Source organism: Haladaptatus sp. AB618, assembly GCF_024136965.1.
Taxonomy (GTDB): domain Archaea; phylum Halobacteriota; class Halobacteria; order Halobacteriales; family Haladaptataceae; genus Haladaptatus.
This window is the reverse complement of the sequence record NZ_JAMYJX010000004.1, coordinates 43,516-70,038: the sequence shown is the minus strand read 5'-3', so window position 1 is coordinate 70,038 and position 26,523 is coordinate 43,516. Positions and strand designations below refer to the sequence as shown.

Here is a 26,523-nt window from a genome sequence, read left to right as displayed (position 1 = left end):
AGGCCGGATCCGAGGGTTGTGACCGGTATGCACAGCTACGAGATGCGAATCGACGGGCAGGTTCGAGATGGGACCGAGCGTTCCGTCGAAAACCCCGCCACGGGAGAGACAGTCGGTACCGTCTCGACCGGAACACGAACCGACGCGAATGATGCGGTCGAGGCTGCGCGGAGTGTACGAAAGGAGTGGGCGGAGAGCGACCCCGCCCGACGAGAACGTGGATTACGTGCCGTTGCCGAGCGGATCGAGGCGGATCGGGACGAACTCAGCGAACTCCTCGTCGCGGAGACCGGGAAATGTCTCGGCACGGCCGAAGGCGAGGTCATGGAAACCGCCCAACAGTTTCGCTTCTTCGCGGGCGTGGTGGACAAGGTTCGAGGTGACACGATCCCAACTTCGACGAATCGACTCAACTACACGAAACGGGTCCCCTACGGCGTTACCGCACACATCATCCCGTGGAACTATCCGCTCCTGTTGGGGTCTCGGGGGATTGCGGCCGCCCTCGCCACGGGAAATACGGTCGTCGCGAAACCACCGAGTCGAGCACCGCTATCGACGATGTGGTACGGGAATATTCTCGTCGAGGAGTTCCCCGACGGCGTCGTAAACCTCGTTCCAGGGTCGGGGCGCGAGGTTGGAGCGGCCCTGAGTGATCATCCCGGTGTCGATCTGATCACGTTTACCGGTTCGACTGCGGTCGGTCAACAGGTGCTGGAGGCTGCGGCAGCGAACATCACGCCGGTCGACCTGGAACTCGGAGGGAAGGCTCCGGCGGTCGTCCTCCCCGACACCGACGTCGAGAACGCGGCACGCGGCGTCGCCCGAGGAATCTTCTCCAATGCCGGGCAGAATTGCGTCGCTACCTCACGCGCCATCGTCCACGAAGACGTGAAGGTAGAATTCACCGAACTCGTGGTCCGGGAAGCGGAACGTATCTCCCTCGGGCCGGGGGGTGATCCGTCGACTGATATGGGGCCGGTCATCTCGGCGGGAGCACAGGACGACATTCTCGGCTACATCGAAGCGGGACGGGAGGAGGGGGCGACCCTCCGAACCGGTGGGAATGTCCCGGACGATCCGGAGTTGCAGGACGGATACTTCGTCGAACCGACGGTGTTCGATGACGTGACGCCGGACATGCAAATTGCGCGCGAGGAGATATTCGGCCCGGTACTCTCGATACTGAGGGTCGAATCGGTCGATGAAGCCGTCGCCGTGGCGAACGACTCGCCGTACGCGCTGGCGGCGTCCGTCTGGACCGACGGGTTGCACGCCACCCGTATCGCTGACCGACTCGACCACGGCCTCGTCGCAGTCAACACGTTCCCCGTGTCGATGCCCCAGAGCCCGTGGGGAGGGAACAAGGAGAGCGGTCTGGGACGGGAAGGCGGTTACGAGGGTGTCGAGGCGTTCACCACCGTAAACAGCGTCGTCGTCGAGCACGGCGAGATGGAACCCTATTAACCACGTCAGCAGGGCGACGGACGTCAGGGAATCGAACAAGGATGAAACCGATTCCCGCTCAGTGTACTCCCCGAACGAAGAAATCCAAGCGAGCCGCCGTGACTATTTAAATACTCATAGGTATGGGGAGTAACGGGTATGAATCGAATACTGGTACTATCTACTCCGTAACCGGAACGCTGCACACAGTGCCGGATTCACGATACTCATAGAACACGGTGCCATAACAATGACACAACAATTAGCGGAATGGAACGTCCCGAATAGGATCCTGTTTGGTCGCGGAGCTTCAGACGAAGTCGGTTCGTACATCGACCGATTCGATGCGGAACGTGCGCTCGTCGTGACCGACGAAGGTGTTCGCGAGGCGGGCGTTCTCGAACCGGTACTCGAATCGATCGAGGAAGCCGGAAAGGAGTATGCCATCTTCGACGGTGTTCAGCCGGATCCGACTGACACAGTCGTTCACGAGGCAGCGGATGCCTACGACGACGCCGACGCGAACCTCATTCTCGGAATCGGTGGTGGGTCGTCGTTGGACACCGCAAAAGCGGCATCGATCATCGCAGCGAACGACGGCCACATTCTCGACTACGAAGGGAGTGGAAACGTCCCGGAATCCCCCCCCACCGAGTATCTACATACCAACGACGTCCGGAACCGGGAGCGAGGTCGGTCATTGGTGTATCGTGAAGGACTCCGAGACCAACGTCAAAGAGGAAATCGGGGACGTGAAACTCCTCGCCGACCTCGCGTTGATCGATCCCGATCTGACGGCGAGCGCACCACCGCCGGTAAAAGCGGCGACTGGAATGGACGTGTTGACGCACGCCATCGAAGCGTACGTATCGATCAAGGCACAAAGTCAGACCTCCGCTATCGCGCTCGATTCGGTCGAGAAAGTCGGCGAATTCCTCCCCCGTGCCGTCGAGTACCGTGACGGCGACCCCGCTGCGCTCACGGCGATGGCGAGGGCAAGTATGCAGGCCGGGATGGCGTTCAACGGCGCTGGATTGGGCGCAGTGCACGCGCTCTCTCACCAAGTCGGCGGTCAGTTTGGTGTTCCACACGGATTGGTCAACGCGATCATCCTTCCGTACGTGATGGAGTACAACCTGCCACAAGTTCCCGAGGAGTTCTGTACTATCGCGGAGCGCCTCGGCGAATCGATCGACCGCAACCGCCGAACACAGCTAGAGGCCTACAAAGCCGTTCGTGCGGTACGCGAACTGGGTGACTCGGTCCGGATCCCCAGGACGCTGAACGAGACGGCGGCCGAACGCGAGGCGATTCCTTCGTTGGCAGCGCAGGCACTCGAAGACGGAAGTCTCACCGGAAATCCTCGTTTGACCGATGTGGACGACATGGAGAACATCCTCGAACGGGCGTTCGACGGCGTATTCGAGTACGAATCGCGCCTGTGAATCCCCGTCGGGGGTAAAACTCACGCGTTCTTTGCCATCTCCGCCGACAACCGAACTTTCAGTGTCGAAAGAGGGATCCCAACTCGATCTCGGAATAATCGACGTCGATTTTCCGAAGTGCATTCCACAACGTCGCCTGATTGCTCGTTATCACTGGTTTATCCAGATCCCGTTCCAATCGGTCGATGATCTCGAACGTTCGATACCCCGTACAACTGATGAATATCGCGTCCGCATCCTCCCGGTTCATTTCCCGGGCTTGTCGATATGCCATCTCCGGGTGGTGGGCACAGATTTCTTCGTCGGTCCGGCATCCCAACCCGTATATGTCGAGCACTTCGTAGCCTGAATCCTCCAAGAAATCGACTTCTAGCTCGTTGAGCTCCGGTATGTACGGAGTCGCAACTGTAAGCGATTCGATATCGAGTGCGTCTAACGCCCGCTTGATCGACGCCGCCGTCGCAACCGCAGGCACACCGGCCACCGTTTCGATCCGTCGTTCGATCTCCGTTTCGAATCCCTCGCCTTCGAGTAGGCTACCGGTCGTACAGGAGTAGGCGATAACGTCGACATCGGTCGTTTTGAGCAATTTTGCACAGCGCTCGACATCGGCCGACATTCGCTCCAAGGTTTCCGCGTCGGCGACTCCATCCTCAAGTAGCATGCGGGCCGCGTGTACGGAGACGCCATCGGGTGTGTGCCGGAAGTACTCTCCCTCGCTCGTTCTGTCGGACGACGTTACGACGAGTCCGATCCGATTTCTCCACCCGTACATCATTCGGCCTCGATGCCGCTACTTTGGGTTTCGGCACCGCGTTCTCGCCAAAACTCGCGCTTCCATGCGGGATTCGATAGCCGATAGAGTCCAACGGTGAGCAAGGGAATCACGAGTACCGCGGTGAACAATACGGCCAGAATCGGATACACCTCACTGACGAGGCTGATGATACCGATTCGGGAGAGCGCGATCGCACCGAGGAGGATCAGTAGTCCTACTGACCCACGTTCCAATGACGAGAGACCGTCCCTGGTGGCAAAGAACCGATGATCTGACTCTTTAATATCCTCATCGATGCGTTCCGTGATGGAGTGAACGAATCCGACTCCGGTTTCGGTCAACGTCCATCCGATCGCGATTCCGTAACACACCAACAGAACGGGCGGATCGAGCATCTCCAACCATGGCACGGACGCACCCATCACATCGCCGTTGGGATAGTACGCCAGCAGGGATAGATACGATAGAACGAGGGGAATCCCAAGCATGAATGCGCTCAGTACACCGGATACGACCGCTTCCGAACGGTTTTCCATCCGGTCAATCAGGAACAACGGTGGAATAAATCCGATGAGCGAATATCCGGCGTAGATCAGCGCGGATTTGATCGCGGCAGCGACGCTCGGATCGTTCACGTATGCCGTACTCCCACTTCGAAGGATATCGAGGGCCTGTCCGCCGTTGGTTGCGAGGACGTATCCGAACATGGCGAGATACACCGCGTAAATGAACGTCGTCCCGTAGACGCTAAATCGCTCGATGGCTTCGCGTCCGAAGTAGAGGACGAAGAAGATGAATCCGATGAGAAGAACGTTTGCCAAGAACACCGGAACGCCGAGGATCTGATTCATCAGGTTACCCCCTGCGGAGGCGACGACTGCGATAATGACGACGGCGAGAATCACGTAGATCGCCTCGAAGACGGGCCACCCGTGCCAGATGAGGTTCTTCATGAGCGATTTATAATCATAGAGGTCGAACCTCCTCGAAAACTCGTAAACGAGGGCACCACAGATCGCAAGCACCGTCACGTAGGTGAGAATCGCGACGCTTCCAAGCGCCCCATACTTCGCTACGTACTCCACCACCTCCCGGCCCGTCGAAAATCCTCCTCCAACGCTTACCGATTGGAAGACGATCGCTGGAACCATGATCCGTCGAAATCGTGATTTTGTGAGGTATGCGAACACAATCCATGACTCGTGAGTATTGGATATTAAGGTTTTTACGCCAATTTTATGAAATTCATGTGGTGATTGACCCATATAGACTCCGATCCTAACGAACATTTATATGATCGAGTTCCATTTTTACTCCATGACACCACCGCTAAATCCCTCCCCCCTTAAATACTGTACGGCAAAATTGGTGCCCTCATCGAGAATTCCCATATAACAGTCCACCGCATCAAAACGCGGCATATCGCTTGTGCTCGGGTAGCAAGGGTTTCGGAGACGGGGATTCCGCTCCAAAAAGAATCTCCATTGGTGCCAACCGAGGTTTAAACCAGTTCGGGTATAGCGAACATATTAGTGGTGTCCAATGTTATCTATGGGCATGGAAAATCAGAATGGAACATCCTCTTCGTCGGTATCGACGACCGAGACTTCCTTAGCGGTCATAGAGACGATCAGGACGCACGATGGTATTCGGTTACGCCAGTTGACCGAGGAACTCGATCTCTCGAAAAGTACCGTTCACGCTCATCTGACTACCCTCCGTGACACCCGATATGTCGTGAAGGAAGGCGAATTCTATCACCTGGGACTGAAATTTTTCGAATTGGGGGAGTACGTCATCTCCCGGAAGGAAATCTACGACATCGCCGAGGAAGAGATCACTGCTCTCAACGATCGAACGAATCGAATAGCGGATTTCAGTGTCGAAGAACATGGACGAGTCGTCTCACTCTTCAGCGAACTTTACGATTCCCGATCGACGTTTCTCAGTGATCGGCGGACGTTTTATATGCACAATACCGCGTCGGGGAAAGCCATCCTGGCCGAATTTGGTGACTCACGCGTAGAGAGAATCGTGGATCAGTGGGGACTTCCCCGTGAAACCGACCACTCGATATCGACCGCCGATGAGCTTTTCGTGGAACTCGAAAACACTCGTGAGCGAGGCTACGCCGTCAACGATGAGGAGGTAGTTACCGGCCTCTATTCCGTCGCCAAACCAATTTATCAGCCTCATGGACGTGTTTGCGGTGCTGTGAGCCTGGATTGTCCCAAATATCGCGTTACCAACGATACTATCGACGATTTCGTATCACACCTCGACCGGACCGTCCAAAACATCGAGCGAACCCTCAGTGAACGCTCTTCTACCGGATAAACGGTATCCGCTGTCGCCCGGAATAGCAACTGAATCGGTATGCCCGATACTCTCCGGAACCGGTACATCGTCCGTCTCTTTTCGCAAGAGACTATACAGTTTGCATCCAACTTTTCGGCGTTGGTGATATAATGGCTCTTCTACCCGAACCATCGCCCGATATCGATACTGCACAGGCGGGGGATATCGAATTGTTGGATATCAATGAACAGAACATGGACTCGGTTTTGAGTACGCTGTCATCCGAAACCGCTCGAACGCTCCTCGTCGCAATTACAGAGGAACCGGGAACGCCGTCCGCGCTCGCTACCCGTCTCGATGTCTCGCTTCAGACGGTCTCATACCATGTCGACGCCCTCGAAGGAGCGGACCTGATCAGGGTCGCGGGGACACGGTACTCCGAGAAAGGACGCGAGATGAAGATCTATGCACCGTGCGAAAATCCCGTCGTTCTCGTCTTCGGTGCCGACTGAGGAGCGATTATTCCTCTCGTCGATCCATCTCCTCCGACGTACTCCCCCAGACTTTTTCCGATTCCACAACGAGTGTACATTACCACCAATGGGTTTCGTGAACAAACTCAAAGAGCTATTCACGACGAAGAGTGATGCGCGATTTGAATGCCAGATGTGCGGTGAAACCTTCGATACCGTAGAAGGGGTATGTCCGGAGTGTGGTGGCCAAGTCACGAAGCAGGGCCAACTGTCGTCCGATAATCGGCCCGGACCCTGATGGCGGGTGCGTGTACTGTTGGCTGACGACCAACGTCGATCCATCGTCTGTCCAAGTACAAACGAATCCACACAACGGATACGGAGCACACGACAGACGGGATTGTCTCACGATGTTCGAGGAGTTCGAACTTCCGACTCCGATAGTGAGAACGGGTCTGCAAGTAGACGTCGAATCCCCATTTATGGTGCTACACATTACTGTCTTATTTTCGAACATTAGCACAAAGCATATACCGAACCCCCCAAAGGGACAAGTGTGGCGAGGTTGCCTCTGACACCCTGAATGTGTCCCCGTGGGTCTGGCGCCATCACTCCTGATCCATACTACCCCCTGCACCCGCCACGTCCTCCCCACCTGCTCGCACGCGTGCCATGGCGTGCCCCGAGCAGGAATCGATCATTCATAATGCATACACTGCCCACGTCAATACGTTCGGATCCTGATCGACGGACGCGATCACGGAACGGTCTAATGGCTCTTGGGTTATTTCTGTGTTCGGCTGGATTTTTGGCCGTGATTGCACGGTTCGATCCGCCAGTTTTCCGATTTCTTCGGTTGGAGTACTTCGCTGTCGGCCTTCTCGCCGGAAGTGCGATGCTCGCCCGTTACGATCGAAACCTCCGTCGCGTCTGGCTATTCAACTTCGCGTTCGCCGCGGGATTTGGAATCCATCTCGTTGGCATGGGCATTACCGGCGAAATGCCAGGCCTCCCGTTCCGGATTCTATGGGCGATCACCGTCGGACTCGTGATCGCTGCCGTTCTCGGGACACTGGGTGGAGTACTCGGAATGGGCGTTTCTCGATTGGTTGCTAGCATCCGCTGATTCCTGGTCGTTGGGGTTTCCCAGTGCCGGTACGTCGCACACTGAAATTCGATGTAGCCGACCCCGTGAGAAGTTTAGGACCACGGAGTCAGGTACGGATGAACGAATCCTCCACGATGGTATTATCCACCAGTGACACCGATTTGCCATAGTTATACACTACGTACCCAACAAAAGAGCAGCCATCAGACAACAGTATCAAATGGCCTGTTAAATTATGATTTGATGGCAGAAATCTCCGAGCAACATTCTTTGAAATAGTCTCTTCAAGGACATAAATTCGTGAATATCCTCTGGTTTAAGACTTTTTTCTGGAAACAGTCGAATTCTATTCGATATATCGACTTCATCGAGACGGAGTACATTCCGATCAATAAAATTTCCAACTATTATTTGGAATCGACAAAAAGATCCAGGAATCATCCGAATACGGTAATCCGGAACGGAATTCGGTCCAGGAAACATGCGTGTTGGCGGGCGACTGCTGCACGTTCGATGGTTTTAGACAGAGGCAAAGTCATCTAGGTTTCATGGCTGGTGACGAGTCCCACATCGATCAAGCACACGCCCAGTGAAATCCAGTGAAATCGAACGGTTACTGATGGTTTTCCGCCATCGATCGTTCAGTCGACCCGAGTTCGGCTCTGTTCGCGCATGAACTGCTGGAGGTACCAGTAACCGCCTGCAAATTTACCGGTCGTGCCGGAGTACTTCCAACCGCCGAACGGTTGTGCCTGAACCAACGCGCCCGTCGTCGCACTCTGGGAGCGGTTTACGTAGCACATTCCGGACTCGATTTCATCGAACCACCGATCGATCTCGTCGTCGTCTTGCGAGAAGAGTCCGGCACAGAGCCCGTATTCGGAGTCGTTCGACTTCTCGATTCCCTCGTCCAGATTGGATATCGGGTGAATCGTGACAAATGGGAGGAAGTGTTCTTCACGGGCAAGTTCGTGGCTGTGAGGGATGTCCGTGACGACGGTCGGTTCGACGAACCGACCGTCCGCGAGTTCACCGTCCGTAGCGACGTTTCCACCGGTTCGAACCGTCCCCTCTTCTTCCGAACGTGCACAGATATCCTGGTACGATTCGAGTGCGCTGTCGTTGATGATCGGTGAAACGAAGGTCTCCCGTTCCGTCGGCCGACCGATATTCAGTTTTTCCGTTTCGGCGACCAACCGATCGGTGAATTCATCGATCAGATTCTCCTGGACGTACACGCGTGAGGTCGCGGAACATTTCTGTCCGCTGAAGGAGAAGGCACCCTTCATTACGCCTTCTACCGCGTCTTCAAGCTCTGCGGTGTCACTGACGATCACCGGGTTCTTCCCACCGAGTTCAGCGATCACGGGTCCGTGTTTTCCGTGCTCGGAGAAGGTCTCTTGAATGGACAGTCCGACTTTCCGCGATCCGGTGAAAACGACACCCGAAACGTCTTCGTGCTCGACCAGAGGCTGACCGACATCGCGTCCACCGCCCATAACGAGGTTCAGAACACCGTTCGGCATCCCTGCCTCGGTGAAGATGTCGACGCACTTGTGTGCGATCAGCGATGTCGCTTTCGCGGGCTTCGTGACGACGGTATTGCCGGTGATCAATGCACCGGCGGTCATACCGACGAAGATGGCCATCGGGAAGTTGAACGGTGCCACGACCCCAAACACGCCGTACGGTCGTAGCAAATTCCTGGTGTGCTGGCCGGGGGTTGGCTCCCCGGTGTCGAAAGCGTACCCATCGGACCGCTCGAATTCACGGCTGTAGAATTCGAGGAAGTCGATGGATTCGTCGACGTCGGCCATCGCTTCCGTCCGGTTCTTACCGTTCTCCAGTGAGATGGTCGCGGCGAGTTCGAACTTCTGGTCACGCATGATAGCCGCAGCGTTGCGGAAAATCTCCACGCGGGTATCGACATCGGAAGCCTCCCATTCGGGGGCGACGGCAGCAGCAGCGCTGACGGCAGCGTCCACGTCTTCCGAACTGCCCGCGGCGAACTCGCCGACCTCTCGGTCCAGATTCCCGGGGGATACGACGTCGAAACGGTCCCCCGTATCGACCCTCTCGCCGTCGATCCAAAGCAGGTGGTCTCCCCCGAGTTCCGCTTGGACGGACTCGACGGCTTCCTCGTACGCTTCGTGAAACTCCTCGACGGTACCGTTTTGCTCGTACTCGTGGAACGTCAATTCGTTATCAAAGTCTCTCGCTTGCACACTCGTAGGTGGCACTCGACCGGTATTATAGTTTGGGATTTACTGGCATACCCTACTCGGTACGGTACCGGAGCCACCCCTATCGGAGGCACCAATCCTTCGACTGAAAAACCGGCGACGAACTGACGGAGAACGGAGATGAAAACCACGTTCCGCAGGATCATACTCTCCGTATGATATCCCGATACGCGGCGGCATTCGAAGCGGTGTACCGTGTCGATACACCCGTTCGTTCGTACCGTCAGTCCTGGTTCGCGGCGCTCGCGGACGGGGCAGGGCTGGTCAGTTCTCCGCCCGGCCACAGCAGGGAGGCACCGATCGCAGCGGCGAACCCGATCGGCGGTGCGATGAGACGAACCGTGATGATCGAATTCATTCCGAAAGCGATCCAGAGGATGGTCGCGCCGGGACCGGCGACGAACGCCGCCACGAGGCCCGCCACGGAGAGGTTCCGTCGCCAGAAGAAGAGGAGGGTGAACGCAGGCCCGAAGGCGGAGAAGAGCCCGGTTCCGGAGTAACTGACGAGCGTGTACACCAGGTTCGACGTCAGGAGTGCGATCACGAGCCCGATCACGCCGACCGCAAGCGTGGCGGCGCGGGAGACGCGTAGTTGGGCCTGGTCGCTGAACTCCTGTCCCTTCTTCAGGATATCGGTGTAGACGTCCTGTGCGACCGCGGAACTGGCGACGACGATTTGCGAGGAGGCCGTCGACATCATCGCCGCTAGCGCGCCTGCGAGGAGGATTCCCCCGAGCAGTCCCGGGAGATGTTTCAGGACCATGAACGGAAGGACCATCTCTCGATCCGCCTGTAAGGCCTGCGGCGCACCGTCGATGACGCGTGCGAGGAGGCCGAGGAGCACCGCGCCCGACGAGGTGAGGATACCCCAGACGGTCGCCACGACGATAGCCGAGCGGCGGTCGTCACCGTTGCGGACCGCCATGAACCGAGCGTCGAGGTGCGGGTACCCACCGAGGTAGAGGAAGAACCAGCTCAGGTTAGCGCCGAGGAAGACGAGCGCGGCGGCACCGGTCCGTCCGCCGAACCACGCCGACCGGTTTCCCCCGGAGGCCGCGAGTCCGCCCACGAGTGAGGTGGAGGGATCGAGGAACACACCGACGAGGAGATACCCCGGAAGCACCACGAGCGTGAACACCATCAACAGTGCTTGCATCACGTCGGTCCAGACGACGGACGGGAATCCACCGGCGAGCGAGTACGCCGTCACGATGCCGCCAATGAGGAGGACTCCGATAACGGGATCAATCCCGAAGGCCTTCTTGAAGATGTTGCCGCCAGCGAGGAACTGCGACCCGACGTAACCCATGTAGAACACGAAGGTGACGAGCGCCGGGAGCGCACGGACGACCGGCGAATCACCGGGGATTTTCTCCGCGAGAAGCCCTATCGGCGTGACCGCGCCCGTCTCCTTGCGGCCCTCCATGAACGGCCGCGCGTAAACGATCCACTGGAAGATGGCACCGCCGGTCGTGCCGACGAGCACCCAGACGGCGGAAAGTCCTATCGACCACGCCAATCCCGGAACGCCGAGGAGAAGCCAACCGGACATCCCGGAACTCCGTTCGGAGAGTGCAAGTGCCCAACCGGGGATCTGTTCGCCCCCGAGGAAGAAGTCCTCCTCGGAGGAGACCAACTTCGTTCCCCAGTGACCGATCGCTACTACCAGGATCAGATAGCCAACTAGCCCGATAATGGTTTCCATACCCGCTTGTACCATATTCGTATGGGACTTTGTAGCATAATATATCAATGTACCGGTTCGGTTTCATCCCCTTCGAGTCGAGACCGCGTTCAGTTGATTTCGGCTTCGATCTCGTCGATCGTGTCGAACAGTTGCTGTACCGTGTGTCCCTCGATCTGGTCGTTGGTCAGTCGATAGGTCGCACCGTCGATGGCGAGACCCCCGAGAACGGACCCATCGGGCTTCGTTATCTTCGCACCCACGCTCCGGAGTCCCTCACGCTGTTCCTCGTCGTTGATCGCGTACCCGCGTTCGCGGACCCGGTCTAACTCCTCCTTCAGTGTGTCCCGATCCGTGATCGTGTTCTCCGTGAGTTTCGGAAGTCCCCAGCGATCGATGATCTCGTCGACGCGCTCCTCGGGCATCTCCGCGAGCATCATTTTCCCGCTTGCGGTCACGTGCAAGTACAGGTACTGTCCGATCTTGAAGTCGGTCATTGCGGAGCCGCCGATGTTGTGGTAGACCACGACGAGACGACCGTTCTCCTCGGTAGCGAAGGAGATTTCTTCGGGTATCCTGTCGGCGAGGTCGCGGGCTTTCGAACGGACGACGTCGAACGCTGGCTCCTTGTTCTTGGCGTGCTGGGCGTGCGAGAGGAACCGCAAGCCGAGTTGGTACGTCCCGCGTTCTTTCACCACGTATCCGTATTTTTCGAGGGTGGTCAGATGGTAGTACAGCGTACTCTTGGAGAGGTCGAGTTGCGACCTGAGTTCCGCAAACGTCGCTCCGTTCGCGTCCTCGATCGCGTGGATCACCGCGAACGACGTTTCCGTCGTGGTGAACGTCCGGCTTCCGTCTGTCATAGTATCACATCACACAACCTCGACGCAAAAGCGTTCGCATTATGGGAACCACGTGTCGGCGGACACTCACGCCCGGGAAACCGCAGTCACATCTGGACACACGATCCGTGTAGTTCACAATGTTCGAACCAACCGTTCGCCCCATCAATTACAGACATATGTCTGTAATACCTATCGCGATACTCCCCCATTACCATTACAACCATATGTTTGTAATTATATCTGCGTTGTCCCACTGGAGTGCGTCGTGAGAGGGGACAATAACTGCACCATCCCGGTCATTCCCCGTGTTATTTCATACTATGTGAAAAGCCGTCGTCGAAGGGTGAACTCGACACCCTCGTCGGTGTCGGAACGAACCATCCAATGGTGAGTAGTACCATACCCCATGTGAACAGCTAACTAACTGAGTTCTATTATTGTGAACATCATGGTTTTACGGAGTTTCGTGGCAGTTATCGACCAATATTCGGTGAAATAGAATCATTTTTGCCACCCGAACGTCGAGTGGTGCACGTGATTCCACCGATAGCGAACAACTTCGTTGCTGGCGAGTCGCCCGAAGGAGCGCTGGAGTACGCCGCTGAGCTCAACGATCGAGGCATTAGCGCCATTCTCAACCTTCTCGGAGAACATTACCACGAGCGCTCGCCCGCGTTCGAGGACACCGAAGAGTATTGTCACCTGGCCGCGGAGATCGATGACCGCAACCTCGATGCGTCTATCAGCGTCAAGCCCAGTCAGGTCGGTCTCGACGTCGGCACGGGCGTCTTTGCCGAGAACTTAGAGCTCATCGTCGACCACGCCATCGACCACGACGTCTTCGTCTGGGTCGATATGGAGGACCACACGACGACTGATGCGACACTCGACGCCGTCGTGGAGAACGCCGACCGCGACGGGGGCGACGTGGGTGTCGCCATCCAGGCGAACCTCAAACGGACCGGCGACGACCTGGAGCGGTTGGCTCGGAGTGATGCCACCGTTCGCCTCGTCAAGGGTGCGTACGATGAACCCGCCTCGGTTGCGCACGCGGACAAATCGCGGGTAAACGAGGCGTATGAGGAGCACCTCGATTACCTCTTCAGCGAATTCGAGCACGTTTCCGTCGGTAGCCACGACCCACAAATGATCTCGCTCGCCCGGGACCTCCACGACGAGTACGGCACGCCCTACGAGATACAGATGCTCATGGGAGTCCGCGACGACGCGCAGGTCGACCTCGCGGATGACGGGGTACGCGTCGTTCAGTACGTTCCTTACGGGAGGAAATGGGCCCAGTACTTCTACCGCCGTGTCATGGAGCGTAAGGAAAACCTCCTCTTCGCCGCCCGCGCGATCCTCTCGTGACGATGCGTACCGGCCCAACCGACCTACCGCTTGACCGGCCTTCGAAACCGTGAGCCATAGGATTCGACAGGGGCAAGAGACGAACGGGTATTGTCGCCCACTGCTGATCAGAAAATTCGGCGTGAAGTGCCCCGATGACAGTCGATCAGATTCGACCGAGGCTTTGATGGGACAGACACTGAACTACGAGTCACGTCTGTTTCACGCCAGTCTGTTCATCGTGTCCCTGATCGCGGACAGTCGATAACTTTCCGCGGTGATATTTATATCTGATGTTTTCACGATTCAATTATACAATGTTTGGAGTCTACAAGATATTTCGTTTATTAATAAATGATTTCAGCGAGGATAGTATTGGAAGTCATCCATTTCAGTCGGTTCGGTACCCATCCACCCACATTACGACAACTGTCGACAGATAATTTTATGATTGACGAAACCAAAGTCGGAATCGATGCGTTACAAATGTAATCGTTGTGATTCAAGCGGCATCGTTCGGGACTGCGGAACCTGGTCATGCGAAAATTGTGGATACGTACCACCACATGGATCGGATTAGTACAAAGCAAAACCAATTGGGGTCGTAAACTCTCGAATTCGAGGCGGTTCTGAACACGAATTGCACGTCCTATGACTTTCCTACGCGACAGCAGAAGGACGAGGATCGTATTTAAATAAACTAGAGAATCCCGAATCTCTTTCGCTAATTATTCCGAATGTTTTTACACGTCATTGGCGTCACCATCACCGATAGACACCCGAAGAACCGAGTTCTGACCTCCGGATTGCACCCGATGAGGCTGACGTGATCGACGCAGCAATGCGATTCCTGATCGTGATTGCGTACAAATAGGGAGACGGACGGCTGTAACCGATTGGTACGGTCTCCCTCAAAAACGGATTACCTCTGGAGTCGACGATACGACGAGGAAACTGCCCGAAAGGCGGCCATTACCACGGTTCGTCCCGTCTCCCGTCAATACTCGGTCGTGAAGAAAATGCATCGATAGCTCACCGACGACGTAAGTCACCGGAAAACGTCGGATACGATGCTGAAGAGTGGGTTGGGCCGCGTTTGCAACGGTTCGTCCGTGAGCGGTTCGATGGCACATATTCGCGTACGAGTGCGTTCCAGCTACCCACAAAATATGGGAATTCTATTTTGGAACACACGAGGAGAGATCTTGAGAAGGTCCACCCGTGGGCGCGTTCTTCCTCACCACCTCTTCCATGGATACACCACCCCACAAGGGATTTGGCAACACGACAGATTGTAGTTCTATGAACCACACTGACGGAACCTCCCGACGGAAACAGGTCTGTATCGCCGGAGCGGCGGGTATCGCCGGCAGTATTCAGACCCTTCGTATTGCCCGAGGGGAGGGTGGTGCTATGGCCATCATCTCAGCGCTGTCCTTCTTAGTGGTGCTCGTACTCATCGGCTGGCAACTCTACAGGGAATCGAGTAGTTCGGATACGGATCGACTCTGATTTGGCTTACGGCTTGATGTAGGCGTATCCCTCGTGTTGAAGCCGCGTTAGTTCGCCAACGCCTGAGGGGACGAGTTCGACGCCATCGATCAAGTCCTCGCCGGTGATGTCAGTCCCGTCGATCGTGTTGTGACACTGTTTGAAACTGACCCCCCGATTGAGAAGGGTCTCTACTCGCTCCTGATACGGAGAGTCCTTCAGAAGGAGCGAGAGACCACCGCTGTTGGCGACGAGTACGACGGCGTCGAGGGAAATCGTGTCATCGTCGATCAGGTTGGCTATATTACCGAGGACTCGATCGTGTCGTTCGGGATCATCGTTCGAGTGATGGAATACCGATTTCATGTACGCAAGGATGCGGCAACGAGGAAAAAGAGACGGGATTTCGCCCAGACGGGGGCGTTGTGACGATACCACCTATCGGAGAGAACGGGCCGTGGAAACTACCGACCAATGACCCCCGTCCGAAGATGATGATTTCTGAACCCCTGAATCGGAATTCTCTCTCGAATAAGAAACCCAAACCGGGGACCGATACTGGATATATGTGTAGGAATTCGTATATATTGCACGGCGCGTAACAGATGTATGCGTCTCATCCAAGTTCTCATTCCGGAGGGGGACCGAGCGAACGTCCTTGCGGCGCTCGACGAGGAGGGGATCGATTATGCAGTCTGGGAAGAAACCGGTCGCGGCGACTTCGAAGCGCTCGTTTCGTTTCCGGTCCCCGACTCCGGCGTCGAACCCGTGCTCGATAGTCTGTACGCGGCCGGGATCAAGGAGAAATCGTATACTCTCGTCATGCCGACCGAGACGGTGGTCTCCGAACGAATCGGGGCGCTCAAGGACCGGTATCGGGGGTACCGTATCTCGCGTGACGAACTCGTTGCCCGGGCCGAGGACCTGGCCCCCGAATCCTCCACGTTTTTCATTTTCCTCATCGTGAGCACGCTGATAGCGACGACCGGGTTGCTCCTCAATTCCGCGGCGACTATTATCGGGGCGATGGTCATCGCGCCGCTCATGGGACCGGCGATTTCGGCCAGCGTCGGGGCCGTCCTCGCGGACAATGATATGACGAAACGGGGCGTGAGATTGCAAGTAACCGGTTTACTTGCCGCAATCGTGACTGCCGCAGTTCTTGGCCTGTTGTTGAAAGAGACGGTCTTCCTCCCGCCGACGGATATTCGAACGATTCCGCAGGTCCTCGAACGCACCTCGCCGAATTTCCTCTCGCTGTTTTTGGCACTCGGATCGGGTGTCGCCGGAGCGGTGAGCGTCATCCGGGGAGCGGGGTCGTCACTCGTCGGTGTCGCAATCGCAGTGGCGCTCATCCCTCCTGCCGCCACCGCGGGCCTCGGTCTCGCGTGGGGTGATCCCGGAATCGTCCTCACCGCTGGCGTTCTCGTGCTGGTGAACTTGCTCGCCATAAACCTCTCGGCGCTCATTCTGCTGTGGCTTGCGGGGTATCGCCCCGAAAAAGGAAAACACGAGATTCAGGCCCGACGGGCCGTTCGTACTCGAATCGCAACCGTCGTTGTCGGTCTCGTCCTCCTGTCCGTCGTCCTCGGCACCGTAACGTGGGCGTCGTTCGGAGTCGGAACCGTGAAGACCGACGTCAATACGGAGGTCAAGGCGATGTTCAACAGCGGCCAATTCGGTGACCTGGAGTTCGAGCAAGCGACCGTGAACTACGATATCGACGAGGTCCTCCTCGGCCATCCAGCGGACGTGACGGTCGTCGTGTCGTACGGGCCGAACGGGCAAATACCACCGGACGTCGCACAGCGAATCGATGAGCGGCTAACGAAAACGACCGGACACGAAGTCGTCGTACACGTCGAGTTAGTACAAGGACAGGATTCGACCTGACACGGGTCGAAAATCGGCGACCGTTCGTGTCCAATCCGGTTACACTCGTTGGCCCCGTTCGGTGCGAACAAGTACTATAGCGGCCAGTGTCGTACCCGTCTCACATGGACTACTACGAGGTCATCCGTCGTCGTCGGATGGTGCGGAACTTCCGTGACGACCCCCTGGAAGCGGAGACGGTCGAGCGAATCGTCACCGCCGGACTGCAAGGCCCGTCGGCCGGATTCAGTCAGGGATTCTCCTTCATCGCACTGGAGTCACCCGAAGACCGCAAGCGCTTCTGGGCGACCAACGAACACAACCCCCAACCCGAGCGCGTCCGCCGGGCACCGCTCGTGGTGGTGCCGTTCGCTTGCAAGGACGTCTATCTCGACAGGTACGCCGAACCGGACAAGGGACGAACCGACCGCGACGAGTCGTTCTGGCCGGTGCCGTACTGGTATATCGACACGGGGATGGCCGCCTTGAACGTCCTCCACGCCGCCGTCGCCGAAGGACTCGGAGCACTGTTTTTCGGCATCCCCACCGAGGACTGGTCGGCGCTCCGAGACGCGTTCGACGTCCCCGAGGCGTACGATCCCATCGGCGCTATCGTCGTCGGTCATCCCACGGACGACCGGATCGAGAGTTCCGCCGATACCCGACGACGGAAGGACGTCGAGGAACTCGTCCACGGCGGCAGTTGGAACGATCCGTTCCGCTGAGGAAGTCTGCCGACGAACGTCGCGTTATCGTGTCCGAACGACCTTTCGATGGGTAGCGGAACACCGTGTCGCGCCGAACTGATACCGATTCAACGTTGAAGGGATTCGCCGAAGCATCTCCACGGACGGTAGTTCATCGCATCCGCTCCAACGATCGGACGGTATCCGACATGATCCACGCCGTCTCGCTATCGGGTTCCTCGATACAGATCGCAAAGAACGAATCGCGGCCGTTATCGACGGTTATTCGGTACCCACTACTTACCAAATCTGGTTCACCGTCAAAAGACGGTTTAGGGGCGTTCACACTTGCCCTCAGAGTTAGCAGTAGATAACGGCAGTGGATTGTATCGCCGCCCAGCGAGCGGGAGATTTCGGGCACGGGTGGTGTGAACCGCTCTATAACACCTTCGTTGTCAAAGTTAGCCACTTAATTCCTATATTCGGAAAATATATATTTACATGTGTGTTCTTCGGCTCTCCCGATTTGATGCGCGAAGAAACCACGCGGCGACGGATGCTCGGTGGAATCGGACTGACCGGTGCGTACAGCGTCTTCGGAAATCGACTCCGGAGCTGGGGCCGGGACCACCACGAGCGGAAGAAGAAAGGAAACGACGGCAACACTCACGACGAGAACTGTGGTCGAATAACGAACGCCCGTGTCGAGGTCACATCGCTCGACATGTCCGGTCTGTCGCTCGGACACGTCACGTTCCGAAACGGCTCGACTCGTGGGAAGACGCTCGACCTCTTCGTCAGTCCCGGTAGTGGGGCCGCCGCTCCTGCCGACGGATCGACCGATCGTTTCTACGCGGTCGGCGACCGCGGACCGAACATCCACCACGATGATGCAAAGGAGGTTACCGGCCTCGATCCCTCGTTCTTCGGCGACCAGTCCGGCGGGAAGATATTCACGAACCCCGGTTATACGCCGTCGATCTACGAGATCGAACTCGGTCACGGAACGCCACGCGTCGTGAACACAATCGCGCTCGCGGACACGGACGGACACGACATCACCGCCATCAGCAACCCGTTGACCGTGACCGCCACCGAGGTCGCGTACTCGATGAACGGGGCACGCATCCCGTACGATCCGAACGGGATGGACGTCGAAGCGGTCGCCCAACTCACCGATGGTACCTTCTGGATCACCGAGGAGTACGCACCGAGCCTCGCACACGTCGCCGCCGACGGGAGGATACTCGACCGTATCGTCCCGGCGGGCGTGGACGCCGACCTCGCGGATGCCACCTATCCCGTGACGGGCGACCTCCCGGCGATCATTCGCCGCCGAAAGCTCAACCGTGGGATCGAAGGATTCGGCGTCACGCCCGACGAGAGCGCGATCTTCTTCGCGCTCCAGAGCCCGCTTGCAAACCCGGACGTCCACACGTCGAACACGTCTCGGAACGTCCGTATCTTCCGGTTCGATCTCGCTTCGAAATCGGTCACCGACGAGTACCTCTACCGACTCGATCTTCCGGGTACGTTCGAGAAGGACAACGCGGACGGTTCGCCCGACCAGCACGACGTGAAGGTCAGCGAACTCAAGGTTCTCGGCGAGGAGACCCTGCTCGTCCTCGAACGCGTGAGCGAGACGATGAAACTCTACCGAGTCGATCTCGACGGCGTCTCGACGGTGCCCGAGGCGTTCGACGACGTAGATACGACGCCGACGCTCGAATCGCTCGACGCTGCCGGTTTGGCGGACGCGGGCGTCGAAGCGGTCCCGAAGGACCTCGCGTTCGACACTGACGACTACGACGGCCTCCCGTCGAAGATCGAGGGTGTCGCCATCCTCGACGACCGGGAGTTCGTGCTGATGAACGACAGCGACTTCGGACTCGGCGATGCGACCCCGCAAGTCGTCCGCGTCCGTCACCACCGATCTCTGTAGGAGATCAGTCCGGATTTGCGAATTTCTCGAAGAGCGTCGGCATCACTCGTCCTCTCGGCACCGGAGACGGCATGCCCACGCGACTGGTTGCAATATCTGCCCATCTCGAACAGACTATATGCGTCTGAGTACCACACCAAAGTGGATATCATGACCAGTGATCGATTTATTCGGGGGCTCCCCCGAACTAACCCCACTATCTGATTCTGACGTACAGTTCCTCGATACCACGCTCCGCGACGGCGAACAAGCGCCGGGAATCTCGCTTACGCCGACGGACAAGGCAGAAATTGCCCGCAAGCTCGATGCGACTGGCATCAGTGTCATCGAAGCCGGGAGCGCTTGCACCGGAGAAGGTGAGAGAGAGACGATTTCGAGGGTAACCGACCTCGACCTCGACGCAATGGTGACGAGCTTCGCCCGCGGCGTCAAACACGACATCGATCTCGCGCTCGACTGCGGGGTCGACGGTGTGAACCTCGTCGTTCCCGCGAGCGACCGCCACATCGAGGGAAAGGTCGGGACCACGCGCGACGAAGTGATTCAAACGACTGTCGAACTCACCGAATACGCCAAGGATCACGGTCTCTGGCTGGAAGTCCTCGGTGAGGACGGCTCACGGGCCGACCTCGATTTCCTCGAACGATTGATGAGCGCGGGCATCGAGGCCGGTGCTGACCGAATCTGCTACTGTGATACGGTCGGACATGCGACCCCGGAAGGGGCCGCGGCCGCCGTTTCACGGTTGGCTCCGCTCGGTCCGACGAGCACCCATACCCACGACGATCTCGGGTTGGCGCTGGCGAACGCATTCGCGAGCATCGAGGCTGGAGCGGATCTCGTTCACGCGACCGTCAACGGGATCGGCGAGCGGGCGGGTAACGTCGCACTCGAAGAGGTTGCCGTCGCGCTCGATCACGGGTACGATATCGAAACGGTCGAAACCGCACGACTGTACGATCTCGCACAGACGGTCGCAACGGCAACCGACGTTCCGCTCGCACCGAACAAGGCCGTGGTCGGCGAAAACGCCTTCGCACACGAGTCCGGCATCCACACTGACGGGACGCTCAAGGACGAGGCGATGTACGAACCGTACCCGCCGGATACCGTCGGTCGTGAACGCCGACTCGTCCTCGGAAAACACGCCGGAAGGGCGGGTGTCCGTTCGGCACTCGACGAACACGGCGTCAGCGTGTCGGGTGACGAACTCAACACGATCGTGGAGCGAGTGAAGGCCATCGGCGAGCGAGGCCGACGCATCACCGACACCGACCTGCTCGCCATCGCCGACGAGGTACAAGGTCGTGAACGCGACCGACCGATCGAACTGCGGGATCTAACCGCCACTAGCGGAGGAGCGACACCAACCGCGAGCGTTCGACTGGCCGTCGACGGCGAGGAGCACGTTGCCAGTGGCGTCGGAAGCGGTCCCGTCGATGCCGCCATCACCGCCACTCGAAAGGCGCTCGACATCGACGCGACGCTCGAATCGTATCACGTCGACGCGATTACCGGTGGGACGAACGCACTCGTCACCGTGGAAGTCGAGGTGTCACACAACGACCACTCGGTGTCGGTGAACGCGAGCGATGCGGACATCACTCGGGCGAGCGTCACGGCCATGCTCGACGCCTTCAATCGGCTCCTCGAAACCGATCGGCGGGCCATCACGGTCGCCGAGTGACGATTCCAAGGACACCTTTTTCCGAATCGGACGATCAACAAGTCGTTCGTTCGTGTGACTACTGCCGGCAATTTTGAGACGTTTCGGCAGGAATAAACCCACGACAATAAATCGCAGGGTATGAATCGAAAACGACCATCGAATATCCAGGAGATACCATGAGCAGTCTGGACGTCGCAAAACGTGTGAGCGCTGTCGCGAACCGCTACTTCGTCGTCTGGGTGCTCGCGTTTTCCGCTATCGCGTTCGTAGTTCCACCGGCTTTCACGTGGATCGGTCCGTACATCACCCCCCTTCTCGGCATCATCATGCTCGGGATGGGAATCACGCTCCAACCGGCGGACTTCGAGCGCCTCTTCGACCGACCGCGTGACGTCATCATCGGTGCGCTCACCCAGTGGATCATCATGCCGACGGCGGCCTACCTCGTCGTCCTCGCCCTCTCGCTTCCCCCGGAACTCGCCCTCGGTGCCATCCTCGTCGGGGCGGCACCCGGCGGCACCGCCTCGAACGTAATGAGCTATCTCGGGGACGGGGACGTCGCCCTCTCCGTGGCGATCACGACCGTGACGACGCTCGCGGCACCCATCGTGATGCCCGCGTGGGTCGTCTTCCTCGCCGGGGAACAACTGAACGTCACCTTCGCGGATCTGTTCTTCAGCATCGTGCAGGTGGTTCTGATCCCCGTGATCGCCGGTTTCGCGCTACGGTACCTCCTCGACCGACGTGCCCCGTCGGTCGCGGAAGCGAGTATCGAGGTGTTCCCGGCGGTGAGCGTCGTCGCCATCGTCGCCATCGTCGCGGCCGTCGTCGGCCTCAGCCAGGAGACGATTGCGAGCGCCGGAGCAGTCGCGGTGGTTGCCGTCATCGCACACAACACGATCGGTCTCGGGTCCGGATACGGCGTCGGCCGTCTTACCGGTATGAGCGAAGAGCGGGTTCGGACCTGTGCGTTCGAGGTCGGACTGCAAAACAGCGGCCTCGCCGTCGCGCTCGCGACGGCGTTCTTCTCGCCTGCCGTAGCGCTCATCCCGGCGTTATTCAGTATCTGGCACAACGTCAGCGGCCCGGCGTTGGCATCCTACTTCTCACGGGGGAGTAACGCCGGATCGACGTCCCCGGCACCGGTATCCACCGACGACTGAGTGGATCGGTTCGATCGTTCGTGCCAACGAGGGACGTCGTCACCGTGACACCGTCAGCTAACGGCGTATATTACCAATTATGAATTTTAAAAATATAATAATTCATCTAATTGAATTTATTTCGGGATAGAGCTATACTCAGTGCATGTTCGAACGGAGAACATTCCTCAAGGCGGTTGGTGCAGCGACCGGTATCAGTGCGACCGGGGCGGACGTCTCCGGTGCGTGTGACTCACCGAGAAACGGTTCGCCGTCACACGGCCGTGGTGGCGCTCACGAACGGTTCGTGGGGGCGTGGAGCGGGTCGCCAGTCCCCCCGGGGCAGAGTGGCCTCTCACGGACCGGGTTCGAGGATCGAACGTTGCGGGAAATCGTCCATACCAGCGTCGGAGGATCAGCTGTTCGCATTCGACTCACGAACGAGTACGGGACGAAAGGCGTGACGATCGATGCGGCGACGGTCGGAATCCGCGATACCGGAGCAACCGTTCTGTCGAAGACGAACAGAACGGTAACGTTTGGGGGCGAGAAATCCGTCTTCATTCCGGCAGGGGCAGTCGTCTACAGTGATCCCATCGAATTGTCCGTCGAACCCGATCAGGACCTCGCCGTCAGTCTGTACGCATCGGCCGCTACTGGCCCCGCGACGTGGCATCCGCTCGCGCTCCACACGACGTACATCTCCCAACGGGGAAACCACACGGCCGACGCGGACGGTGACCAGTTCACGAACTCGACGCAATCGTGGTTTTTCCTCGGTGGTGTCGATGTGATCGCGCGGAAACCCACGAGCACGATCGTGGCGTTCGGCGATTCGATCACCGACGGATTCAACTCGACGCCGGGTGCGGATCACACCTGGCCCGATTACTTGGCACGACGGCTCACCGATCACCGGTCAGTGCATCGATCGATCGTTAACGCCGGTATCTCGGGTAATCGACTCCTTCACGATGCGAACCCGGGACTTTCGTTCGGCAACAACGCACTGGCGCGACTCGACCACGACGTCATCGCGCAACCGAACGTCTCCGACGTGATTATCCTCGAGGGAATCAACGACATCGGTCAATACCCTCCGGCAGTAACCGCCGAGCAGATGATCGCCGGACTGACGCAAATCGCCAAACGAGTGCACGCCAGCGGGAGCAACATCTTCGCCGGAACCCTCACGCCGACTCGGGGGGCGAAATACGGAAACAGATACGATTCGCCGGAGGGAGAGGCCAAACGGGAGATGGTGAATCGGTTTATCCGGACGACGGACGTATTCGATGGTGTCATCGATTTCGATGCCGCGATCCGCGACCCGGCCCAGCCAGATCGAATCCGTCCGGAATACGATAGCGGCGATCACCTGCATCCGAACGATGCTGGCTATCGTGCGATGGCCGACGCGGTCGATCTTTCGCTCTTCAAACGGACCCATCGACACACGAGGTGAGCAACCGAACGCGGCTTCCGTCCGCATCGTTCTCGAATTCGGCCCGGAGGAGGACCACGAACGATCCGATTCCGAGGATATCGTCGGCGGTTTTATCCATATTCCCCGGCAACTGGACGACTCGGTCGTAGAAGGGATGGTCAACCAGTTGCGACCGTCTGCTCTTGGACCGAATCGGTCCCCAGGTGTCGTTCGATGAGCGCAAAGAACAGATCCAACCCGACCGCGAGAAGGGCACCCGGAATGGCCCCCGCGAGGAGTTGCGGTGTATCGAAGAGGGAGATACCGGTGATCACCCACACTCCGAGTCCACCACCGCCGATGAAGAAGGCGAGATAGGCGGTTCCCACGTTCAGTACGGCGCTCGTTCGAATCCCGGCGAAGATGACGGGAAGCGCGAGCGGAAGTTTGATCTTCCGCAAGATTTGGTTCTCCGTCATGCCCATCCCACGAGCGGCCGCGACCGTGCTTTCGTCCACGTTTTCGAGACCGGTGACCGTGTTCGTGAGGATCGGCAACAGCGCGTAGACGAACAGACCGACGAGCGACGGGAGGAATCCGAGGCCGAGAAGCGGAAACACGAGCGCGATGATCGCGAGCGTCGGAATCGTCTGTGCGACGTTCCCGAGACTCATCACGACTCGTTTCACGGATTCGTTCCGCGTTGCGAGGATACCCAGTGGAATCGCGACGACGATCGCGAGCAGAACCGACACGAGGACGAGTTCCAGGTGTTGTTCCAACAAGGTCAGGAACGTATCGAGGTGCGAGAGGAGGTACGTGAGCGCCGAATCGAGTGTTCCGAGGACGCCCATACTACGCACCCACCTCGGTCGTCGTTCGCCAGTTTCTGATGTCCCGTTCGGTGATCAGACCGACGGTGTCACCGTCATCCACCACCTGTAACGCCTTCGTGTCCGTTTCGATCATCCGCGATAACGCGATCTCCGCACTATCGGTCGGTGATACCGTAACGTCCGGGAGAGCCACGGCTTCGGTGTCGGCCGCACCACCGTCGACAGCGGTAGGCTGAGCACCGCGGCCGTCGCTCTCCGGGCGCATTATCTCTTCGACGGGCGTTATCTGGAGTTCCTTGAGCGTCCGGTTGTCCCCGATGAACTCCTCGACGAAGTCGTTCGCGGGATTTTCCAGTATCTCTCGCGGAGTCCCGTACTGGACGAGTTCACCGACATCGAAGACGGCTATCTTGTCGCCCATCTTCAGCGCTTCATCGAGATCGTGTGTGACGAAGAGGATCGTCGTATCGATGCGTTCCTGGATTTCGAGGAATTCGTCCTGCAGTTCCGCCCGGGTGATCGGGTCCAGTGCACCGAACGGTTCGTCCATCAGGATCACGTCCGGGTCCGCGGCGAGCGCACGTGCGACACCGACCCGTTGCTGTTGCCCACCTGAGAGGGCGGTCGGATATTGGTCGCGGTACGTTCCCGGCGGCAGGTCCATCAGTTCGAGGAGTTCGTCGACACGATCGTCGATACGCTCCCGCTCCCACCCGCGAAGTTCCGGAACCGTCGCGATATTGTCCCCGACGGTCATGTGATCGAACAGGCCGATCTCCTGAATGACGTAGCCGATGTTTCGCCGGAGTTCGACCGTTTCCAACTCCTGGACGTCCCGTCCGTCGTAGTAGACCGTTCCCTCGGTCGGTTCTTCGAGTCGATTGACCAGGGTCATCGTCGTGGTTTTTCCACATCCCGAGGGGCCGACGAAAACCGTCGTGGTCCCGCGTTCGACTTCGAAGTTGATGTCCTCGATCGCAACCGTTTCGTCCGAATAGACTTTCGTGACGTTCTCGAATGTAATCATGCTTGTTGTCTCCTTTGTTGATTCGTCGCCGTCGTTCGTGCTACTGACCGCCGAATGAGGCGTGTGACGAGCGCCTGTTCGATGTCCTCACCGTTTCGGAGCCGGAACAGTTGTTCCAGCACGCCGAACCCGTAGTCGAACGCGAGTGCGAGCAACGAAACGGCGACCGTCGAGACGATGATCGCCGCCGGGTAGGCCTCGCTGATCCCGTTGAAAATCGGGTCGCCGAGGTTGTTCGCGCCGATGTATGCGCCGATCGCGGCGATACCGACGAGAATAACGACCGCGTTGCGGACACCGGCCATTATGACGGGAAGCGCCTGTGGGAGTTGGATCCGCAGGAGTCGCTGTCGCCGCGTCATTCCCATCCCTTTCCCCGCTTCGACGGTCGCGGAATCGACCTGCGTAAGCCCGACGTAGGTGTTCCGGACGATGGGGAGTTGTGCATAGAGTACCAGTGCGATAACGACGGGTACCTTTCCGATACCGACGAAGGGAATGAGCAGCCCGAAAAGGGCGATGCTCGGTATCGTCATCAGTATCCCTGCCGTCCAGAGGATGACTTTCCCGAGTCGGTCGTCGAACGTCGCGAGCGTGCCGAGTGGCACACCGATCAACAACGCAAGCCACACCGAGTCGACGACGACGATGATGTGGTTGATCAAAAGCTCCCAAAGGAGCGATCCGTTTTTCGAGAGATAGTCCACGGAGCTTTCGATCAGCATTGGGATGGCAGCGTGTGCGACCGTAGATTGAATACCGAAC

23 protein-coding genes and 2 pseudogenes are annotated in these 26,523 nt (G+C 58.1%); 14 read left to right on the top strand and 11 right to left on the bottom strand.

Annotated features, from left to right (window positions below; genetic code table 11):
• The first annotated feature begins 27 nt into the window (after positions 1–27).
• On the top strand, positions 28–1,467 hold the full coding sequence (locus NKF26_RS13705) for an aldehyde dehydrogenase (RefSeq protein WP_253234453.1): 1,440 nt from the start codon (positions 28–30) through the stop codon (positions 1,465–1,467).
• A 229-nt stretch (positions 1,468–1,696) separates the two neighbouring features.
• Positions 1,697–2,891 (top strand): annotated as a pseudogene (locus NKF26_RS13695) (iron-containing alcohol dehydrogenase family protein).
• A gap of 58 nt (positions 2,892–2,949) precedes the next feature.
• Here NKF26_RS13695 and NKF26_RS13690 read toward each other — a convergent pair.
• A complete protein-coding gene (locus NKF26_RS13690; RefSeq protein ID WP_253225645.1) occupies positions 2,950–3,669 on the bottom strand; it encodes a maleate cis-trans isomerase in 720 nt (239 codons plus the stop codon).
• A complete protein-coding gene (locus NKF26_RS13685; protein ID WP_253225644.1) occupies positions 3,666–4,820 on the bottom strand; it encodes a hypothetical protein in 1,155 nt (384 codons plus the stop codon). Before NKF26_RS13685 ends, NKF26_RS13690 begins: the two co-directional genes overlap by 4 nt.
• 391 nt (positions 4,821–5,211) lie before the next feature.
• On the opposite strand from NKF26_RS13685, the pseudogene NKF26_RS24390 reads away from it, so the two are divergent.
• Positions 5,212–5,355, top strand: a pseudogene (locus tag NKF26_RS24390) (hypothetical protein); the annotation flags it as partial.
• Here NKF26_RS24390 and NKF26_RS13680 read toward each other — a convergent pair.
• On the bottom strand, positions 5,323–5,562 hold the full coding sequence (locus tag NKF26_RS13680) for a hypothetical protein (RefSeq protein WP_253234450.1): 240 nt from the start codon (positions 5,560–5,562) through the stop codon (positions 5,323–5,325). The pseudogene NKF26_RS24390 and the gene NKF26_RS13680 sit on opposite strands and share 33 nt — an antisense overlap.
• A gap of 75 nt (positions 5,563–5,637) precedes the next feature.
• Between NKF26_RS13680 and NKF26_RS13675 the strand changes: the two genes are divergently transcribed.
• The 3 genes from NKF26_RS13675 to NKF26_RS13665 all read left to right on the top strand — a co-directional run bounded on the left by NKF26_RS13675 (position 5,638) and on the right by NKF26_RS13665 (position 7,566).
• Positions 5,638–6,006, top strand: coding sequence for an IclR family transcriptional regulator (locus NKF26_RS13675; RefSeq protein WP_253234449.1), 369 nt, complete (start codon positions 5,638–5,640; stop codon positions 6,004–6,006).
• Between the two features lie 131 nt (positions 6,007–6,137).
• The gene (locus tag NKF26_RS13670; protein ID WP_253225641.1) at positions 6,138–6,479 is read left to right on the top strand and encodes a helix-turn-helix domain-containing protein; all 342 of its coding nucleotides are present in this window, start codon (positions 6,138–6,140) and stop codon (positions 6,477–6,479) included.
• Positions 6,480–7,254: 775 nt separating this feature from the next.
• The gene (locus NKF26_RS13665; protein ID WP_253225640.1) at positions 7,255–7,566 is read left to right on the top strand and encodes a hypothetical protein; all 312 of its coding nucleotides are present in this window, start codon (positions 7,255–7,257) and stop codon (positions 7,564–7,566) included.
• Between the two features lie 623 nt (positions 7,567–8,189).
• Here NKF26_RS13665 and NKF26_RS13660 read toward each other — a convergent pair.
• The 3 genes from NKF26_RS13660 to NKF26_RS13650 all read right to left on the bottom strand — a co-directional run bounded on the left by NKF26_RS13660 (position 8,190) and on the right by NKF26_RS13650 (position 12,338).
• Entirely contained in the window at positions 8,190–9,773 is a 1,584-nt protein-coding gene (locus NKF26_RS13660) for an aldehyde dehydrogenase family protein (RefSeq protein WP_253234448.1), read from the bottom strand.
• Between the two features lie 241 nt (positions 9,774–10,014).
• On the bottom strand, positions 10,015–11,511 hold the full coding sequence (locus NKF26_RS13655; RefSeq protein WP_253225638.1) for a sodium/proline symporter: 1,497 nt from the start codon (positions 11,509–11,511) through the stop codon (positions 10,015–10,017).
• Positions 11,512–11,585: 74 nt separating this feature from the next.
• On the bottom strand, positions 11,586–12,338 hold the full coding sequence (locus NKF26_RS13650) for an IclR family transcriptional regulator (protein WP_253225637.1): 753 nt from the start codon (positions 12,336–12,338) through the stop codon (positions 11,586–11,588).
• 516 nt (positions 12,339–12,854) lie between these two features.
• Between NKF26_RS13650 and NKF26_RS13645 the strand changes: the two genes are divergently transcribed.
• Both NKF26_RS13645 and NKF26_RS13640 read left to right on the top strand, forming a co-directional pair.
• Positions 12,855–13,688, top strand: a complete 834-nt coding sequence (locus NKF26_RS13645) for a proline dehydrogenase family protein (protein WP_253225636.1) — start codon at positions 12,855–12,857, stop codon at positions 13,686–13,688.
• Between the two features lie 1,281 nt (positions 13,689–14,969).
• A complete protein-coding gene (locus NKF26_RS13640) occupies positions 14,970–15,179 on the top strand; it encodes a hypothetical protein (RefSeq protein ID WP_253225635.1) in 210 nt (69 codons plus the stop codon).
• A 6-nt stretch (positions 15,180–15,185) separates the two neighbouring features.
• Here the strand turns inward: NKF26_RS13640 and NKF26_RS13635 are convergent, their stop codons facing one another.
• The gene (locus tag NKF26_RS13635; protein WP_253234447.1) at positions 15,186–15,524 is read right to left on the bottom strand and encodes a DsrE family protein; all 339 of its coding nucleotides are present in this window, start codon (positions 15,522–15,524) and stop codon (positions 15,186–15,188) included.
• A 243-nt stretch (positions 15,525–15,767) separates the two neighbouring features.
• Between NKF26_RS13635 and NKF26_RS13630 the strand changes: the two genes are divergently transcribed.
• From NKF26_RS13630 to NKF26_RS13605, 6 genes are all read left to right on the top strand, one after another.
• Entirely contained in the window at positions 15,768–17,051 is a 1,284-nt protein-coding gene (locus NKF26_RS13630; RefSeq protein ID WP_253225633.1) for a TIGR00341 family protein, read from the top strand.
• A gap of 104 nt (positions 17,052–17,155) precedes the next feature.
• Positions 17,156–17,755 (top strand): nitroreductase family protein, encoded by a 600-nt coding sequence (locus NKF26_RS13625; RefSeq protein WP_253225632.1) that lies wholly within the window; start codon positions 17,156–17,158, stop codon positions 17,753–17,755.
• Positions 17,756–18,245: 490 nt separating this feature from the next.
• On the top strand, positions 18,246–19,658 hold the full coding sequence (locus NKF26_RS13620) for an esterase-like activity of phytase family protein (RefSeq protein ID WP_253234446.1): 1,413 nt from the start codon (positions 18,246–18,248) through the stop codon (positions 19,656–19,658).
• A 157-nt stretch (positions 19,659–19,815) separates the two neighbouring features.
• The gene (locus NKF26_RS13615) at positions 19,816–21,345 is read left to right on the top strand and encodes a 2-isopropylmalate synthase (protein WP_253225630.1); all 1,530 of its coding nucleotides are present in this window, start codon (positions 19,816–19,818) and stop codon (positions 21,343–21,345) included.
• 158 nt (positions 21,346–21,503) lie between these two features.
• The gene (locus NKF26_RS13610; RefSeq protein ID WP_253225629.1) at positions 21,504–22,490 is read left to right on the top strand and encodes a bile acid:sodium symporter family protein; all 987 of its coding nucleotides are present in this window, start codon (positions 21,504–21,506) and stop codon (positions 22,488–22,490) included.
• A gap of 145 nt (positions 22,491–22,635) precedes the next feature.
• Positions 22,636–23,934, top strand: a complete 1,299-nt coding sequence (locus tag NKF26_RS13605; protein ID WP_253234445.1) for an SGNH/GDSL hydrolase family protein — start codon at positions 22,636–22,638, stop codon at positions 23,932–23,934.
• On the opposite strand, the gene NKF26_RS24125 is transcribed toward NKF26_RS13605, so the two are convergent.
• From NKF26_RS24125 to NKF26_RS13590, 4 genes are read right to left on the bottom strand one after another with little or no spacing between them, the layout of a single operon-like run.
• Entirely contained in the window at positions 23,906–24,034 is a 129-nt protein-coding gene (locus NKF26_RS24125; protein ID WP_256487131.1) for a hypothetical protein, read from the bottom strand. The genes NKF26_RS13605 and NKF26_RS24125 overlap by 29 nt on opposite strands.
• Positions 24,035–24,074: 40 nt before the next feature.
• A complete protein-coding gene (locus NKF26_RS13600; RefSeq protein ID WP_253225627.1) occupies positions 24,075–24,749 on the bottom strand; it encodes an ABC transporter permease in 675 nt (224 codons plus the stop codon).
• A gap of 1 nt (position 24,750) precedes the next feature.
• Positions 24,751–25,758: an ABC transporter ATP-binding protein gene (locus NKF26_RS13595; protein ID WP_253225626.1), complete on the bottom strand. Its 1,008-nt coding sequence runs from the start codon at positions 25,756–25,758 to the stop codon at positions 24,751–24,753.
• Positions 25,755–26,483, bottom strand: coding sequence for an ABC transporter permease (locus tag NKF26_RS13590; protein ID WP_253225625.1), 729 nt, complete (start codon positions 26,481–26,483; stop codon positions 25,755–25,757). Before NKF26_RS13590 ends, NKF26_RS13595 begins: the two co-directional genes overlap by 4 nt.
• Positions 26,484–26,523 lie beyond the last annotated feature (40 nt).